The sequence below is a fragment of the Pseudophaeobacter profundi genome, from assembly GCF_029697505.1.
In the GTDB taxonomy this organism is placed as follows: Bacteria; Pseudomonadota; Alphaproteobacteria; order Rhodobacterales; family Rhodobacteraceae; genus Pseudophaeobacter; species Pseudophaeobacter profundi.
This window is the reverse complement of the sequence record NZ_JARJEF010000016.1, coordinates 1-16,216: the sequence shown is the minus strand read 5'-3', so window position 1 is coordinate 16,216 and position 16,216 is coordinate 1. Positions and strand designations below refer to the sequence as shown.

At 57.4% G+C, this 16,216-nt stretch carries 15 protein-coding genes; 6 read left to right on the top strand and 9 right to left on the bottom strand.

The annotated features are described in order from the left end of the window. Positions 1-52 precede the first annotated feature (52 nt). Positions 53-817, top strand: a complete 765-nt coding sequence (locus tag P2081_RS18455; RefSeq protein ID WP_278924276.1) for a DUF2189 domain-containing protein — start codon at positions 53-55, stop codon at positions 815-817. 40 nt (positions 818-857) lie between these two features. Here the strand turns inward: P2081_RS18455 and P2081_RS18450 are convergent, their stop codons facing one another. Beyond that, positions 858-1,616, bottom strand: coding sequence for a helix-turn-helix domain-containing protein (locus P2081_RS18450; RefSeq protein WP_278924304.1), 759 nt, complete (start codon positions 1,614-1,616; stop codon positions 858-860). Between the two features lie 254 nt (positions 1,617-1,870). Here P2081_RS18450 and P2081_RS18445 point away from each other — a divergent pair, with 254 nt between their 5' ends. Then, complete coding sequence (locus P2081_RS18445; protein WP_278924275.1) at positions 1,871-2,311, top strand: hypothetical protein; 441 nt, start codon at positions 1,871-1,873, stop codon at positions 2,309-2,311. Positions 2,312-2,419: 108 nt separating this feature from the next. On the opposite strand, the gene ilvN is transcribed toward P2081_RS18445, so the two are convergent. From ilvN to P2081_RS18425, 4 genes are all read right to left on the bottom strand, one after another. Then, the gene (ilvN, locus tag P2081_RS18440) at positions 2,420-2,980 is read right to left on the bottom strand and encodes an acetolactate synthase small subunit (RefSeq protein ID WP_278924274.1); all 561 of its coding nucleotides are present in this window, start codon (positions 2,978-2,980) and stop codon (positions 2,420-2,422) included. Between the two features lie 114 nt (positions 2,981-3,094). After that, positions 3,095-4,846, bottom strand: coding sequence for an acetolactate synthase 3 large subunit (locus P2081_RS18435; RefSeq protein ID WP_278924273.1), 1,752 nt, complete (start codon positions 4,844-4,846; stop codon positions 3,095-3,097). 331 nt (positions 4,847-5,177) lie between these two features. After that, on the bottom strand, positions 5,178-5,822 hold the full coding sequence (locus P2081_RS18430; protein ID WP_278924272.1) for a response regulator transcription factor: 645 nt from the start codon (positions 5,820-5,822) through the stop codon (positions 5,178-5,180). A 72-nt stretch (positions 5,823-5,894) separates the two neighbouring features. After that, on the bottom strand, positions 5,895-7,331 hold the full coding sequence (locus tag P2081_RS18425; RefSeq protein WP_278924271.1) for a cache domain-containing protein: 1,437 nt from the start codon (positions 7,329-7,331) through the stop codon (positions 5,895-5,897). Between the two features lie 249 nt (positions 7,332-7,580). Between P2081_RS18425 and P2081_RS18420 the strand changes: the two genes are divergently transcribed. The 3 genes from P2081_RS18420 to P2081_RS18410 all read left to right on the top strand — a co-directional run bounded on the left by P2081_RS18420 (position 7,581) and on the right by P2081_RS18410 (position 12,116). Next, positions 7,581-8,663, top strand: coding sequence for a TRAP transporter substrate-binding protein (locus tag P2081_RS18420; RefSeq protein WP_278924270.1), 1,083 nt, complete (start codon positions 7,581-7,583; stop codon positions 8,661-8,663). 154 nt (positions 8,664-8,817) lie between these two features. Continuing rightward, positions 8,818-9,744 (top strand): TRAP transporter small permease subunit, encoded by a 927-nt coding sequence (locus P2081_RS18415; RefSeq protein ID WP_278924269.1) that lies wholly within the window; start codon positions 8,818-8,820, stop codon positions 9,742-9,744. A gap of 17 nt (positions 9,745-9,761) precedes the next feature. After that, positions 9,762-12,116 (top strand): TRAP transporter large permease, encoded by a 2,355-nt coding sequence (locus P2081_RS18410; RefSeq protein WP_278924268.1) that lies wholly within the window; start codon positions 9,762-9,764, stop codon positions 12,114-12,116. Between the two features lie 200 nt (positions 12,117-12,316). On the opposite strand, the gene P2081_RS18405 is transcribed toward P2081_RS18410, so the two are convergent. The 4 genes from P2081_RS18405 to P2081_RS18390 all read right to left on the bottom strand — a co-directional run bounded on the left by P2081_RS18405 (position 12,317) and on the right by P2081_RS18390 (position 15,556). Further along, entirely contained in the window at positions 12,317-13,141 is an 825-nt protein-coding gene (locus P2081_RS18405; protein WP_278924267.1) for an arginyltransferase, read from the bottom strand. Between the two features lie 175 nt (positions 13,142-13,316). Beyond that, the gene (locus P2081_RS18400) at positions 13,317-13,748 is read right to left on the bottom strand and encodes an RDD family protein (RefSeq protein ID WP_278924266.1); all 432 of its coding nucleotides are present in this window, start codon (positions 13,746-13,748) and stop codon (positions 13,317-13,319) included. Positions 13,749-13,840: 92 nt separating this feature from the next. Continuing rightward, positions 13,841-14,302: a DUF2852 domain-containing protein gene (locus P2081_RS18395; RefSeq protein ID WP_278924265.1), complete on the bottom strand. Its 462-nt coding sequence runs from the start codon at positions 14,300-14,302 to the stop codon at positions 13,841-13,843. 711 nt (positions 14,303-15,013) lie between these two features. Next, positions 15,014-15,556, bottom strand: a complete 543-nt coding sequence (locus P2081_RS18390; RefSeq protein ID WP_278924264.1) for an AAA family ATPase — start codon at positions 15,554-15,556, stop codon at positions 15,014-15,016. 436 nt (positions 15,557-15,992) lie between these two features. Between P2081_RS18390 and P2081_RS18385 the strand changes: the two genes are divergently transcribed. Beyond that, positions 15,993-16,216, top strand: a 224-nt coding sequence (locus P2081_RS18385; RefSeq protein WP_278924263.1) for a hypothetical protein, incomplete at its 3' end; no start/stop codon positions are given.

The window sequence follows — 16,216 nt, the reverse complement described above, 5'->3', positions numbered from 1 at the left end:
GACCCACAGTCCAGGCCGATAGAGATCAAATCTTCTGGGGAGGAGAACACAGATGGCGGAAAAACCCTTTGGCCTGCCAGAGCTGCGGCCAATGCAGGCGAATATTCTGAAACAGGCGCTGGTCCTTGGCTGGCAGGATTTTTGCCGCAAGCCCGCCTATGGGCTGTTTTTTGCCGGGGTCTATGTGGCGGCGGGCTGGTTGATGAGCTGGATCACCCTGCAAACGGGCACCACCTTTTGGCTGGTGCTTGCGGCCATTGGCTTTCCGCTGATTGGCCCCTTTGCCGCCGTGGGGCTTTATGAAGTGTCGCACCGGCTGGAGCAGGGCGAACCGATGAACCCCTCTGCCATTCTGGGGGTGATCCTGCATCAGAGCCGCCGCCAGTTGCCCTCGATCTGTGCGATCATCATCGTGGTCTTTCTGTTCTGGTTCTTCCTTGGCCACATGATTTTTGCCCTGTTTCTGGGGCTGACAACGATGACCAATATTTCCAGCTCGCTAGAGGTGTTCTTGACCGCCAATGGCCTGATGATGCTGGCGGCTGGCAGCCTGGTTGGCGCCCTCTTTGCGCTGCTTCTCTATATGATTACGGTGATTTCCCTGCCGCTGCTGCTGGACCGGGAGGTGGATTTTGTCACTGCAATGATTGCCAGTTTTACCTATGTGCAGCGCAATTTTCTGCTGATGATGCTTTGGGGGCTGGGGATCGCGGTCTTGACCTTTGCGGCGCTGTTGCCGGGGTTTGCCGGGTTGTTCCTTGTTCTGCCGCTGCTGGGGCATGCAACCTGGCACCTCTACCGGTTGATCGCCCACTGACAACGCATTGACCGCTGCCCCGATGTGCCAGAGCGGCAGGTCAGTAAAACGGATCGTCCGGGCGCAACAGATGGCGATGATAGGGTTGCAGATCTTCGGCATCGGCAAAGCCTGCGCTGCGGGCGGTATTCAACGCCGGCCCCATTTTCTGGCCAAGATGTTCGTAGACCATGCGGGTGACCCGCTCTCCGCTGCCATCGCGTACGGTGCGCGCGACATAGCCAAGCCAGAAGTTATTCTCAATCGAGCTGATCCGTGACAGATAGTTGAAAGAATAGGTCATCGCATTGCGCCGCGAGAGGACAAAGGCGACACCATCTTCATGCGCGGTTACAAGGCCGCGAAATTCGCGCATCCTCGGCGTTTCCGGCAAGCCCTGAAAGCGCATGGAGTCGCGGGCCTCATAGCCTTTGATGAATGTGGCTGTGTTGGTTGAATGGAACACATAGACAAGACCAATGATGAATTTGTCACTGTGAATGAAACTGCGCCGGGTAAAGCGGTAAAATCCGGTTGGGAACATGGCCTCAGTCAACTGAGAGATACCATGGCCCAGAAAACCGGCGAGAAAGGGGTTGTCCAGCACCACCGGTTGACGCCCGATTGTGTCGACCGGCTCAAGCAGGATGCGCGCGTCCACGTCAAAGAAGGCGCAGATCCGGTCCAGTGTATCTGGGCGCGGAAAGCTTTCGCCGGACATGTAGCGGTTAAACTGGGTTCTGTTGATCTCTAGGCGGCGGGCCAGTTCAGAAATCGACGGATAGTTTTGCGCCAGCTGACGCAGATTGGTGCCAAACATATTGCGCAACTGCACTGGCGACCGGACCCGACCGCCATCGGTTTGATCTTTTCCGTCGTGGGGTTCTGGCATCTGGCGCTATGTGTCCTGTTGCTGTCGGGGTCTAGTGGATACGAATTCGTGACATCCTGGTTCAATTCTGTGTCAGAAGACTAGCCGGGGTGACACAAAAAGCAATGGTTCGACGCAGTTTTGACGATGTTTAATCCCTTCATTTGCAGCACACTTGTATTACCCAAGATACGAGGTCCGAAATGATTGGAATAGTTCTTTGGAGTGATGCTGCCGCCGGGAAGGGTGTTATCTGGTGTGAAGACCAGGGAGACCTGGCCTTCTATATCCATCGGGGCACCTGTGAAGACCACAAATTAGGTATTGGCGATTGGGTGAGCTTTGAGTTGATCCTGGCTTCTGATCTGCGTTTGGCGCGCGATCTCCGGGTTCTAGAGGAACCTGGTTGCCCAGAGCTGGTTGCCGATCTTGTTGCCTGTGGGCGCGGTGGCATGCCGCTGCCTGCGGATGACCTTGTTGCATCTTGGGAAGATCACAGCCTGGACATTGCGGTCTGTGATGCAGGGCAGGGCGGCTTTCCGGTGCCGCCGACGTCCTGGTCGCAGGGGCCAGCTCTGGCGCGTGACGACCCGAAGGTCGTGCGCTTTCCCACCCGGCATACCAGACGGCGGCGCAGTGCCTGACGGCTCATCCTGCGCTTGATGCGCTGGCGCGTATCGGCCAAAATCCCAATGAAAAAGGCCAGTCCGAAGACTGGCCTTGATACTGGAAAAGGCAGCGGTTGCAGTGTCTCAGCTACCGCGCAGCAGGGCGGCAACGCCGGTGCGTGCCACGTCGGTCAGGCCCAGCGGGCGCATCAGATCGGCAAAGGCATCGATTTTTTCCGGCGCGCCAGTGATCTCAAAAATGAAGCTGTTCAGGGTGCTGTCGACGACATTGGCGCGGAAGATATCGGCCAGACGCAGGGCTTCGACCCGCTTGTCGCCATCGCCCACCACCTTGAAAATCGCCAACTCTCGTTCAACCGAGTCACCCTCAACGGTGAGGTCATGCACTTCGTGTACCGAGACGATCCGGCCCAGCTGCGCCTTGATCTGTTCGATCACCTGCGGCGTGCCGGTTGTGACGACGGTGATGCGTGACATATGGCCGGTATGATCGACCTCGGCGACGGTCAGGCTTTCGATGTTGTAGCCACGCCCGGAAAACAGGCCGATCACACGGGCAAGGACGCCGGGTTCGTTTTCGACCAGAACGGCCAGGGTGTGTCTTTCTTCCTGGTCGGAAAAGGTTGGGCGTAGGTTATAGGCAGAATGCCGGGTAGAGCCTTTTTTGATGTGTAGGGCAGACATTGATGTCCCTTTCTAAAATTCATGCCATGGGGCCTATGGGCCTCGAAGGGCGGCCAACGGGGGCCAAACTGGGCGCCGGGCGTGATCGCCCGGCGCATGTGGTGAATGGCAGGCCTAAACCAGAACCGCGCCGCCAGCCTGGATGGCGCCCTGGGTGTCGGCCTCTCCCATCAGCATTTCATTATGGGCCTTGCCCGATGGGATCATCGGGAAGCAGTTTTCGTGCTTTTCCACCAGGCAATCAAAGATCACCGGGCCATCATGGGTGATCATCTCCATGATCGCATCGTCCAGATCTGCCGGATCTGAGCAAATGATGCCCTTGGCGCCAAAAGCTTCGGCCAGTTTCACAAAATCGGGCAGCGATTCAGACCAGGAATGGCTATAGCGTTCCCCGTGCAGCAGCTCCTGCCACTGGCGTACCATGCCAAGGCGTTCATTGTTGAGGATGAACTGTTTCACCGGCAGGCGATACTGGGCGGCGGTGCCCATTTCCTGCATGTTCATCAACCAAGAGGCCTCGCCGGCGACGTTGATCACCAATGCATCCGGATGCGCCATCTGCACCCCGATAGAGGCCGGGAAGCCATAGCCCATGGTGCCCAGGCCACCGGAGGTCATCCAGCGGTTGGGATCTTCAAAGTTGAGATACTGCGCTGCCCACATCTGGTGCTGGCCCACTTCGGTGGTGATATAGCGATCATGGTCCTTGGTCAGGGCCTCCAACCGCTGCAGGGCATACTGCGGCTTGATGGTTTTTTCCGACCCAACATAGGCCAGGCAGTTGACCTTGCGCCATTCGCTGACCTGTTCCTGCCATTTGGCAATGGCCTCGCGGTTGACCTTGCGGCCACGCGATTTCCAGACTTTCAGCACATCTTCAAGCACATGGCCCACATCGCCAACGATGGGAATGTCGATGCGGATCACCTTGTTGATCGAAGAGGGGTCGATGTCGATATGGGCCTTTTGCGAATTGGGGCTGAAGGCGTCGATGCGGCCAGTGATACGGTCATCAAACCGGGCGCCGACATTGATCATCAGATCGCAGTCGTGCATCGCCAGGTTGGCCTCATAAAGCCCATGCATCCCCAGCATACCCAACCAGTTGTCGCCCGAGGCCGGATAGGCACCAAGCCCCATCAGGGTCGAAGTGATCGGAATGCCGGTGGCATCGACCAGTTCGCGCAGCAGCTGACAGGCGGCAGGACCAGAGTTGATAACGCCGCCGCCGGTATAGAATACGGGCCGCTCGGCGGTCTCGATGGCGGCGACCAGCTCGGTGATCTCATCCATGTCGCCCTTGACGGTCGGCTGATAGCGCGAACCGGTTGGTTTCGCCGACTGATAAGTGCCAGTGGCAAACTGCACATCCTTGGGGATGTCGATCAAAACGGGGCCGGGCCGACCAGAGGTGGCGACATGAAAGCCTTCGTGCAGGGTTGCAGCCAGCTTGTCGGTGTCTTTCACCAGCCAGTTGTGTTTGGTGCAGGGGCGGGTGATGCCAACGGTGTCGGCCTCCTGAAAGGCATCAGAGCCGATCATGAAGGTTGGCACCTGGCCGGTAAGCACAACCAGCGGAATGGAATCCAGCAGCGCATCGGTCAGCCCGGTCACCGCATTGGTGGCCCCAGGCCCCGAAGTCACCAAGACAACGCCGGGCTTGCCGGTGGAGCGGGCATAGCCTTCGGCGGCATGGACCGCGCCCTGCTCGTGACGCACCAGAATGTGGCGAATGTCATTTTGCAGGAAAATTTCGTCATAAATCGGAAGTACGGCGCCACCGGGATATCCGAAGATTGTGTCCACGCCCTGTTCCTTCAGGGCTTCGACTACCATTTTTGCGCCGGTCATTTCACGTGTCATCTGCTTTTTGCTCCAATTGGCGGCATCGTCCATTACGCATAAAAAAAGCCTCCGCTTATTCAAGGGGAGGCGCATGGGTTTGATTGTGGTCTACCGTTACCGGCCCATGCGCTTGGTTCCTACAATTACGACTAGGCTGGTCATGGCCAGGCTCTCCCTGTGTGCTACTGTACTACGTTGCAGCGGACATTATGTCTGCTGGAACGGGGCGTCAACAGGCAAAGACACTGAAAAAGAGTTGATTTGGGACATTTTGTTGCGTGGTGAAGGTTTTTATTGTAATTAGTGGAAAAATGTGCGGGCCATTTCGGCTGAAAACACCTGCGCCGGATTAAAACTCGTGTCCGGTGCCCTGCAAAACGCCGTGTTCCAGGGCATAGCGGGTCAGGCCTGCGGTCGAGGAAATGCCCAGTTTGCGCTTGATGTTCTTGCGATGGGTTTCGACCGTGCGTACCGAGATATCCAGGGTTAGCGCGACTGCCTTGTTGGATTTTCCCTGCGCCAATTCAAGCAGAATGGTCTGTTCGCGCCCGGTAAGGGCCTCGCGTGTCTCGCCATCTTTGGGTTTGAGCGAGCCTTCCGCTCCGGTACAGAGATAACGCTCTCCGCGCACCACCGCGTCAATCGCCTGCTTGATTTCTTCGGTGGGTACATCCTTCAGGATATAGCCCATGGCGCCATGGCTCAGCGCGGTTGAGATATATTCGGGGCTGTCATGCATCGACAGGATCACGATCCGGGTTTCGGGCAGGCGCTCCAGGATCAGCTCGGTGGCGCTCAGCCCGCTAAGGCGCGGCATGTTGAGATCCATCAGGATAACATGCGGTGCCAGGGCGGCGGCCTGTTCCACTGCTTCGACCCCATCCACAAGGCAGGCCAGCACCTCGATGTCGTCATAGCTCTCGAGAATGGACTGGATGCCTTCGGCCACCATGGGGTGGTCATCGACGATCAAAACGCGCGTTACATCAGTCATGTCTTTTCCTTTGGCCTTTCTCTGGCCGCTGGTAGCGGTATCGCCAGTCGCCGACCCCCGGGGCTGGTGACGTCAGGATGATTTGACCCGCGGCTCATCGCTTAGGCTTTCCCCGGGTGCCAGCAGGTGGCTCAGGGGCAGGATGGCTTCGATCATTGTGCCGCTCTGGGTGCCACGTGATGACAGAATGCGTAAGGTGCCGTCAAGTTGCTCTATGCGTTCCTGCATATTGCGCAGGCCAATGCCCGCCCCGGTGCGGTCCTGTTCGGGGGGCAGGCCGGTGCCATTGTCAGAAATCCGCAGCGTCGCCCCCTTGGCGTGGCCGCGCAGATCCATCGACATCTCTGTGGCGTCTGCATGGCGTTCGATATTCATCAGCGCCTCTTGGGCAATCCGGTAGAGCGCGATCTTGGCTTCGGCATCCAGCCGGTTGCGAAATACCACCGTGCTGAAGTTGGAGGCAATACCGGTGCGCTGGGCAAAATCATCCGTCAGCGCCTGTAGCGCTGGCCCCAGCCCCAAATCATCCAACACCCCGGGCCGGAGATCACGGCTGATCCGGCGCACTTCGGTGATGGCGGTGGCGAGGTTTTCGATCCCTTTGTCCAGTGGCGGGAGGGCGCGCTGCAGTTCGCCACGCTTGAGCTGCCGACTGGCCGTGTCGAGGGTATAGCGCACGCCGACCAGGATCTGGCTGATACCATCGTGCAATTCGCGCGCCACCCGGCTGCGCTCTTCCTCCTGGGTGTCAAAAACCCGCTGGGTCAGCTCTTTCAGTTTGACATCGGCAAGGCGGCGTTCGCGGATGTTCAGCACCATGCCCGAGGCAAAGACAACGACCAGCGCTGCCAGCGCAATTGCCCCGGTATAGTAGAACGTGCGCTGCACCCGCGATTCCACCTCGGCACGGGCAGTTGCAACCGTGGCCAGCACATCGTCGATAAAGACGCCAGTGCCGACGGCCCATTGCCAGTCTTGCAGGCCGACAACATAGGCGATCATGCGCGCCTCTTCTCCGGTCGAAGGTTTTTGCCACATGAAGCTATGCCAGCCCGCCCCCTGTCGGGCCAGACGGATGAATTCATCTACCACCGGGGTGCCTTGGCTGTCCTTCAGGCCGGTCCAGTTGCGGGTTATGAACTCTGTCTGACGCGGGCTGACAAGATTGGTGCCGTCGTAATCATAGACAAAGAAAAAACCATCGGCGCCATAGATCATAGAAGACAGGATCTGCGTCACCTGTTGCTTGGCCTCTTCGTCGTCGGGCGCGGCGCGGCCATAGATAAAGGAAAACCCGTTGCGCGCCTGGGTCACATAGTTACGCAGCTCGGCCTTTTTGGCCGCCAAGAGCTGCTGTTGCAGGGCCTGAATTTCGCGCTCGGCAGAGCTGCGCGACTCAAACGCGATCAGCAGGGCAATCGCCGCCACCGCAACCACAAGCGGCAGCGTCGCCAGAATTGAGAGCTTCTGTGCGTAGTTTGGTCGAAAAATCATGCGAAAATTAGCCATGCGCCGAATCGTTACGCAATCTCGCAACCGAATCAAAGACCTGGCATTGGCATTTTGCCATGTCGGGTCGTGAAATCGCGACGGATTCGCAAAAATTGGCGGTCCAGCATTCAGGAATGGCCAGTTTTTGCGTCGCCTACGCAGTACTAGGTATTCACAAGCGCCATTCCGCCGCTAGGCTGACGCCACTCGAATAGATCCGTTCGGCCAAAGCCGGACATAGGGACTACTTATGGGAGGAGCACTATTATGGATCGTCGTTCTTTTTTGAAAACCTCTGCGCTGGGCGGGACCGCCGCAGCTGCAACCACTCTGGCCGCACCGGCCTATGCACAGGGTAAGCGCACCCTGACCATGGTCACCACCTGGGGCCGCGGTCTGGCAGGCGTGTTTGACGCCGCGCAGCGCGTTGCCGACAATGTCACCGCCATGTCCGATGGTCAGCTGACCGTTGACATCAAAGCAGCCGGTGAACTGGTTGGCGCGTTTGAAGTGTTTGACGCGGTGTCTTCCGGTCAGGCCGATATGTATCACGGCGCCGACTACTACTTTGTTGGTCAGCACCCAGGCTATGCCTTCTTTACCGCTGTGCCCTTCGGCATGACAGCAACCGAGCTGGCCAACTGGTACTACCAGGACGGCGGCATGGAGCTGCACGACGAGCTGGGCCAGATCTTTGGTCTGAAATCCTTCCTCGGCGGCAACACCGGCGCCCAGGCTGGCGGCTGGTACTCGAAAGAGATCAACAGCCCCGAAGATTTCAACGGTCTGAAGTTCCGTATGCCTGGCCTCGGCGGCAAAGCCCTGGGTAAACTGGGTGCCTCGGTTCAGAACATCCCTGGTTCCGAAGTGTATCAGGCACTGTCTTCCGGTGCCATCGACGGCACCGAGTGGATCGGCCCCTGGGCGGATGAAAAAGCCGGTTTCCAGGAAATCACCAAGACCTATTACACCGCCGGCTTCCACGAGCCAGGTGCCGGTCTGTCGGTTGCGACCAATCGTGACGTCTTTGAAAGCCTGTCGCCTGCGCATCAGAAGATCATCGAAATCGCCTCTGGTGAATGCCACCAGTGGAACCTGACACAGTTCCTGGCCAACAACGGTGCTGCGCTGCAGCGTCTGCAGGCTGGTGGCGTCAAGGTCATGGAATTCCCTGACTCCGTCTGGGATGCTTTCGGTGCGGCTTCGAAAGCAGTCATGGACGAAAACATGGGCGACGACCTGTTCAAGAAGATCCACGACAGCGCGATGAAGTCGATGAAGTCTTCTTCCGCTTGGCAGAACCTGTCGTCCGGTGTGTACACCGCACAGCGCGACCGCGTTCTGGGCTAATCGCCCCTGACGCATCTTTTGGACCCCCCGCCGGGCGCGGGGGGTCCCTTTTTCATTTTTGCCGCAGGCCAGAAGGCAGGGGTCATTCCCATAGGATGCTCATGCTGAGCAAACCGCGCCTCCAACCCGCCGCATGCAATCATCCGAGGGAACAATGCAGGACGACACAGGCATTTCCTTTTTCGGCGCTCTGTTCAACGGCCTGATCTGGCTGGTCCAGAACATCGCCGGCGCCTTTTATAATTTCGGCTACGCCGTAACCCACCCGCAGCTCTGGCTTGATTGGTCTGACAAGGCCTCGATCATGCGCTTTGTTTACTATGGCGGCTCGGTCGAGTTCTTTTTTGTGGTCTTCACCCTGTTTCTGATCCTGACGGCTATTGGTATCTATCGACGCCAGTTCATGTGGGGCATGGTTCGGGTGCTGGAAGGCTTTGCCAACGGCATCGGGCGGTTCTTTGCCTGGGCGGGTCTGATCATGGTGATCCAGCAGATCATCATCGTCTTTATGCAGCGGATCTTTGCGCGCCCAGAGATGAGTTTTGGTCTTGGCATTGCGGTTGAAAAAGACATCAGCTGGTTTGCCGAAGAACTGAAGCTCTACAATGCCTTGGTGGTCTGCCTTTGTGTGACCTACACCTTTGTGCAGGGCGGGCATGTGCGGGTGGATCTGATCTATTCCGGCATCAGTTTCCGCGCCAAGAAGGTGGTCGACATGGTAGGGTCTCTGATCTTCATGATGCCTGCGGCCGTGCTGACCTGGATGTATGGCTGGTACTTCCTGTGGCGCCATCTCATCGTGCCGAAGCCTTCGGCCTCTGACAGCCTGGAACGCCTGGTGATGAAGGCCCGCGCGCTGCGCTGGAACGTTGAAACCATCGGCTTTAGCCCGAATGGCTTTAACGGTTACTTTCTCTTCAAGATCTTGCTGGTGACATTCGCTGGCATCGTCTTTGTACATGCTGCCGCCTTCTTCTATCGCTCCCTGTTGGAGTTCATCGAAGGACAGGGCAGTGAAAATAAATACCTCGACAAGGATACCCTTGGAGAGGGCGAAGAAGCCTATGAAGGCGCTCATTAACCTAAGGGACAGCTGATATGCTTTTCGGTCTTGATGGCGTCGAACTCGGCCTGCTCATCGTATTCCTATGCCTTTTCGGAGGCATCCTCTCCGGCTTCCCGGTGGCCTTTGCCATCGGCGGTGCTGGTATCATCTCCTTCGGGATCATCGCGGCGCTCGACAGCGCCGGGCTGCTGATCCACCAAGCTATTGATACATCGTCTGCGGTGTATCAGGATCTGGTGAACAGCGGGGTGAAACCCGATGTCATTTCGGTCTTCCGCTATCCAGAGCTCCCACGCATTGCAGAACCTGTTTTTGCGCAGGGCTGGGAATATGCGATGGACCGCAACGTTTCCTTCATCGTGAACCGGATGAACGAACGGGTTCTGGCGGGGGCCTCCATTGAAACCCTGCTGGCGGTTTTGATGTTCGTTCTGATGGGGATCACCCTGGAACGGTCAAAAATCGCCAATGACCTGTTGACCACAATGGCGCGGGTCTTTGGCCCACTGCCTGGTGGTCTGGCGGTTTCCATTGTTGTGGTTGGGGCCTTCCTTGCCGCGTCTACCGGGATTGTTGGGGCAACTGTGGTGACCATGGGCCTGCTGGCTCTGCCCACCATGCTGCGCAACAACTACTCGCCGGAACTGGCTACCGGGGTCATCGCGGCCTCTGGCACATTGGGGCAGATCATTCCGCCATCAATCGTCATCGTTCTCTTGGGCACCCTGGCGGGGGATCTCTACTCTACCGCGCAGGAAAGCCGTGCGATGGATGTCGGCTGTTCCGACGCCCTGACCTATCTGGGTGAACCTGCCGTGGTTTCGGTGGGGACATTGTTCCAGGCGGCGCTGCTGCCGGGGATCATGCTGGCGCTGCTCTATGCGCTCTATGCCTTTGGCTATGCGATGCTGAACCCGGAAAAGGCCCCGGCTGTGGCGCTGGAAGCCAGCTCGAACGAGCCGGTCACCCGCAATGAGGCCCTGCTGTGGTTCCTCGGCGCACCTGCTGCCATCATCGGTGGTGCCATGCTTCTCGGCTCTTTCGGCGTGATCGGGTCGCAGAATATCACGGTTTCGGCCTTTTCCGATGCGGGGCAGACCGCGTCGCTGCGGACCAATGTGGGGCCTGACTGTCAGGCCGCCATGATCGATCTGCACGGCCAAGAGGCCTGGGATGCAGCGGTTGCGGAACAGGTGGCGATCGACGCCTCTGGTGGGGTTGCCCAGGCAACCAAGCTGACAGAGGAAGAGTTCGCCCAGGCCCAGGTCGACAAGATTGCAAATGCCGCGCCAATTGGCACTGGGATTACCATTCTTGTGGTCATGCTGGGGCTTGTGCTGGCGATCGGTCGCGGTGTGGCGCCGTCAAGGGATGTCAAACCACTGATCCTGGGGGCGATTGGCCTGCTGCTGGTTCTGTTGGTTGATGTGCTCTTGGTGGCACCAACGACGACACCAGGTGTGACGGTTCTGCTGATGGCCTTGCCGTTCCTGCTGGCGCTTTATGGCGCCCGTGAAGCAGCGGCGCGATGTGCCCGCAATGACCTGATCCGGGTGGTTTTCCCACCGCTGGTTCTGATTGTTGCGGTGCTGGGGTCTATCCTGGGTGGCATTACCAACCCGACGCCGGCAGCGGCGCTTGGGGCCGGTGGGGCGATCATGCTGGCGGCCTATCGTCGCCTGCAGGATGAGGGGCGTTCCGGCAAGATCATCATCTGGGCGACCTTTGCGGTGATGATTGCAATCCTGATCGGGGTGAACTTTGATCTGCGGATCAATCAGGAAAATGTCAGCTTTGAAAGCTGGATTGCCTTCTTCTTTGCCTATGGTGCCTATCTTTATGCGCTCTTTGGTCTGCTTTATGGCTGCTGGGTGTTGTTCAAAGGTGGCGTGCTGACCCCAGTGGTGCGGGAAACTGCCAAGGTGACCTCCATGGTCTTCACCATTCTGATCGGCTCTCAGCTGCTCAACCTGGTGGTGATTTCATTTGGTGGTGAACACTATATCCAGCAGTTCCTGAAGAGCTTTGACAACGAGCTGACGGTCTTCCTGATCGTTATGCTGGTGCTGTTCTTCCTTGGGTTCGTGCTCGACTTCCTTGAGATCATCTACATCGTGATCCCAATTGTCGGGCCGGTAATCTATGGCGGGTCTTTTGACCCCAAATGGGTGACGATCATGGTGGCGGTGAACCTGCAGACCTCCTTCCTGACCCCACCCTTTGGCTTTGCGCTGTTCTATCTGCGCGGGGTGGCACCCAAAGAGGTGACGACGGGGCATATCTATCGCGGGGTTCTGCCCTTCGTGCTGATCCAGGTGGCGGGTCTGGCGATCCTGTGGTTCTTCCCTTCGATCGTGACCATCGTGCCGGCTTTGATCCCGAACTAACCTGTCGGCATGTGTGACATGACCCAAAAGGGCCCCGAAAGGGGCCCTTTTTCTATGCCGACGGAGACCCGCCTGAGGTTCGCGCCGCATACCGCACTACTGAGCGGTACAGGCACCCCAGCGCCGCCCGAGCGGACGCAGCCAGCCAACATTAGGTCTAGGGGGGAGGATATAGCAGGCCAGCCGCCAGGCGAGGCGGGTTAGCGACTGCGGTGCAGCGGGGATTGCGGCAACTGGATATTGGCCACCTGTTCGGCAATGGGATCTGCCGACAGCGGATGGGTGCTTTCGGTAAAATCAGTAGGATCCTGCATCTGTTTCCAGCTGCCTTGATGATAGATCTCAAGGCCTGAAAATTTTTCCTTATAGGCCATCTTGCTGCTGCCCGGCACCCAGTAGCCAAGATAGACATAGGGCAGGCCACTTTCCTGCGCGATCCTGATATGATCAAGGATCATATAGGTGCCAATCGAATTCTGCGGCTGATCCGGGTTGTAAAAGGAATAGACCATGCTCAGCCCATCTTCGAGCACATCCGTCAAAGACACCGCAACAAGTTCGCTGAACTGCGGTTCGCTATATTCTATAACGCGGGTGCGGATCGGCGTTTCCTCAATCATCGCGGCATATTCAAAGACATCCATATCCGCCATGCCGCCATCGGAATGGCGGCTGTCCAGATAGCGGCGAAACAGGCTGTACTGGTCCTCTGTCGCCCAGGGCGAGGTGGCGCGCCGCTGCAGGTTGGCGTTGCGTTTCAAAACGCGCTTTTGGCTGCGGGTCATGGTAAAGGCGCTGGTATCGATCCGCGCTGACATACAGGCTGAACACTCGGAACAGGAGGGCCGATAAAGCACATTCTGCGAGCGGCGAAACCCCTGTTGTGACAGGCTGTTGTTCAATTGCTCGGCGCCATCCCCCTGCAACGACGTGAACAGCTTCCGCTCCATCCGGTTTTCCAGATAGGGGCAGGGCTGCGGCGCAGTAACATAGAACTGAGGAGCAATTGGAAGTGTATGGCGCATCTGGGCCTTGTTGTGCAGAGGGTTTTCTTGATCATAAGAGGCCCGTACAGGATATCAATGGCCCAGCCCTGTGCAAGCCTGCATTGAGACAAGGTTAAGGCCGGGCCGCTGCCGCGTTATCCCAGGCGGTCAAATCAGGCGCCCGCGGCTCCTTTTGTCGGGCCTCTGCCCGCGCTCAGGCGCGGCGGTTGATCATGACAGTCCCGAGGAGAGAATCGCTCAGCCCCTGGCCGCGCGCGGTGGTCAGCATCATTATCACCGAAATCACCTGCAAGACCGGAATGGCCAAGGACAGCGAATAGCCGGTTGTATGCAGCGTTGCTTGCCCGGCATCCAGACGCCGCCCGTTCAGGGCGCGCAGTTCGATCCCGGCAAAGCGCATCCCCAGGGTGGCAGAGCCATTGGCGATGGTCACGGCGCGGTAAACAAAGCCAATAACCAGATAAAGCAGCGGCCAGATGAACAGGCCGACAAAGGCCGTCAAGAGGACGGTAATAAGGCAAAGCCCGAAAATAAGGATACTGTCGATGACCCAGGCGACCAATCGTTTGGGGGCAACAGAAGCATAGAATTCAGCCTGGTAATCGGGATCGGGCAGGGCGGTCATGAGCGGTCTTTCAAGGTTGTTTCAGGGTAGGGATTGACCCGCGCACCGCCCCTTTGGGCCTTGGTGCGCAGATCGAGAGCCAGCGGTCGGCCCTAGTGGGCCTTGGCGGCGTGATCGTTTTCGTCGTTCTCACCGGTCTCGGAGGCAGTTTCGGGCATTTCGCTGCGTTCGTCCATGAACTGGTCGAATTCAGCCTTGTCCTTGGCATCACGCAAGCGCTGCATAAAGCTCTCAAAGTCATGCTGCTCCTGCTCCAGCCGACGCAGCGTGTCTTCCTTGTAGGCATCAAAGGCCGAGTTGCCAGAGGGTTTCATTGCCGACATTCCATGGCTGGCCCAGGCTTTGCGGCTACGGCTACGGCAGGATTTGTTGAACATACGTTTGCTCCAGATCATGTAGAAAAGCAGGGCAAGGCCGATTGGCCAGAAAAAGACAAAGCCAAGCACCATGGCGGCAATCCAGGCACCTTTGCCTTTTTGGTCCAACCAGGCCTCGCTACGAGTGAACCACCCCTGCTGACTGTGGGGCGGGGTGGGGGAGGTAATAGCTGTCATGTTCCGTCTCCAGGTTATGCGGTCTTGCGACCGGGCTTGTCGTGTTTGGCACGATGTAAATGCCTTTCACATTACTGCATATCGGATCTGGGTGGGCTGGCTTCAAGGGTCTATGTAAATCTTTTTTACATAATGCGAGTAAGGTTCTGATTTAATTCATTATATGTTTGTAGCGGGACTGTAGCGGGACACGGATTTTTGCAAATTTGGACATAGATATTTGCAGCAAATGATTTTGGGCAGCAGATAGCCCCGCTGTAGCGGGACACGGATTTCTGCAACTTTGGACATAGATATTTGCAGCAAACGATTTTGGGCAGCAGATAGCCCCGCGCGCCCCGCTAGCGCACTGACCTGAGGCTTTGCAAGGCCGTTTCAAATGGGGCGTTAAAGGCAGTTTGAAAGGCCCATTTCAAACGGGCCTGGATGTGACTGTAATCAGCCCAATCGCGACATCCGAACCAGGCGCAGCGAAGGCTCTGCTGCAGCCGCAAATCGGTTCCGAAGAGCGGACCTTCGAGTCGCTCAGTTGGCTCAGGCGATGCTGCGCCTGGAACGATGTCAGCGAAGCGCAGATAGCGACCTTTGCAAAGTCGCGGGATTTGGCGGCATGACTGAAGGTCTATGCCGCAGGCGCACAGGGAAAAGCCGCCCTTCGCCGCAAGAGCAGCCTAAAATCACGGTCGAACGGTCCAGACGCGGACGGAGCGATCATTCCTCGTTTAGGTGATCCACGACGAAAGCAACGCGTTCTTCGACTGACACCTTGGGAAGTTCGACAAGTTGGTAGCCGAAACGGGCATAAGTATCAGCCATGACCCGGCCAGTTGCTTCAGCTTCCTCTCGATCCTGCTTGCGTTCGGCGTCCTGACAGAAAATGGCTTCCCAATATGGGGTGATGAAGACTGTGCTGTTGTAGCGATATTTTTTCGCGGCGGCCTCCACATGGTCGGGAGTAGGAAGGCTACAAAGCGTCAAATAGCCAACGACATCAGCAACTCCTCTGTCCATGAGGACCGGTCCTTCCAACGCAGATGCTTCGTGCCACGACCGCAACTCCCATCCGAGCATGAGTTCGGCAAACATGGCTCTGTCTGCCCAAGGCAATGCGGTTCCACCAATCTGGACCTGGTCGCGAATAATCGCACGCCCAGCCTCAGGCATTGACGCAAATCCCTTGCTGTGCAGGGCGTCGATCAGAGTGCTTTTGCCGGAACCAGGACCACCGGTTATGACAAACATATGGTCACACATGTGCCATCCTAACTCTTGGATAAGGGACTGGAGGCGCAGACCACCGACCATGCTGGCTCTTTTATTGATGTGCGCGGTTACAGGTTAGCGTCAACAGCGATGGTCTGCAATGTGCTCACTGCCGCATTGCGGCGCTGCGGCACTGGGGTCGCAGTGACACCTCACCTGGTCCCAACCGCCAGCTAACATCAGCCAGCCCAAAGCGGACCAGTGCGAAGGGAGGCTGACTCTCATTGCTGCACATGCACAAATTGCGTCTCGACTTCTCGGAAGCGGACATTCAAGCTGTCAAATGCGGCTTTTTGCCATCAATGTCGGCAGTGAGCCCAAAACAACCAATGCCGCGGCTCGAACAAAAGGCTCCTTTGGTGTTGTGAAGAATGTCTTTCAATGACAACGTGATACCAGATTTTGACCTCTGCTGGAGAACATAAATATGGCTGATCAAGACCACCAGCTCACCGAACTTTTTCGAGCATTAGGAGCGCAACGACCAGAACAATGGGCCAGTTCGCAAATTCAAGAGAAGATACCGCAACTTCATAGATACCTTTTCCTTAAACAAGCTTGGGCGCAGGTTGTAGATGAAACAGATGATAGCTGGATTGAGAGAATAATCGAGTCCGCACGTCGCAATCCAGAAGGGCCGTTTTCCGGCCA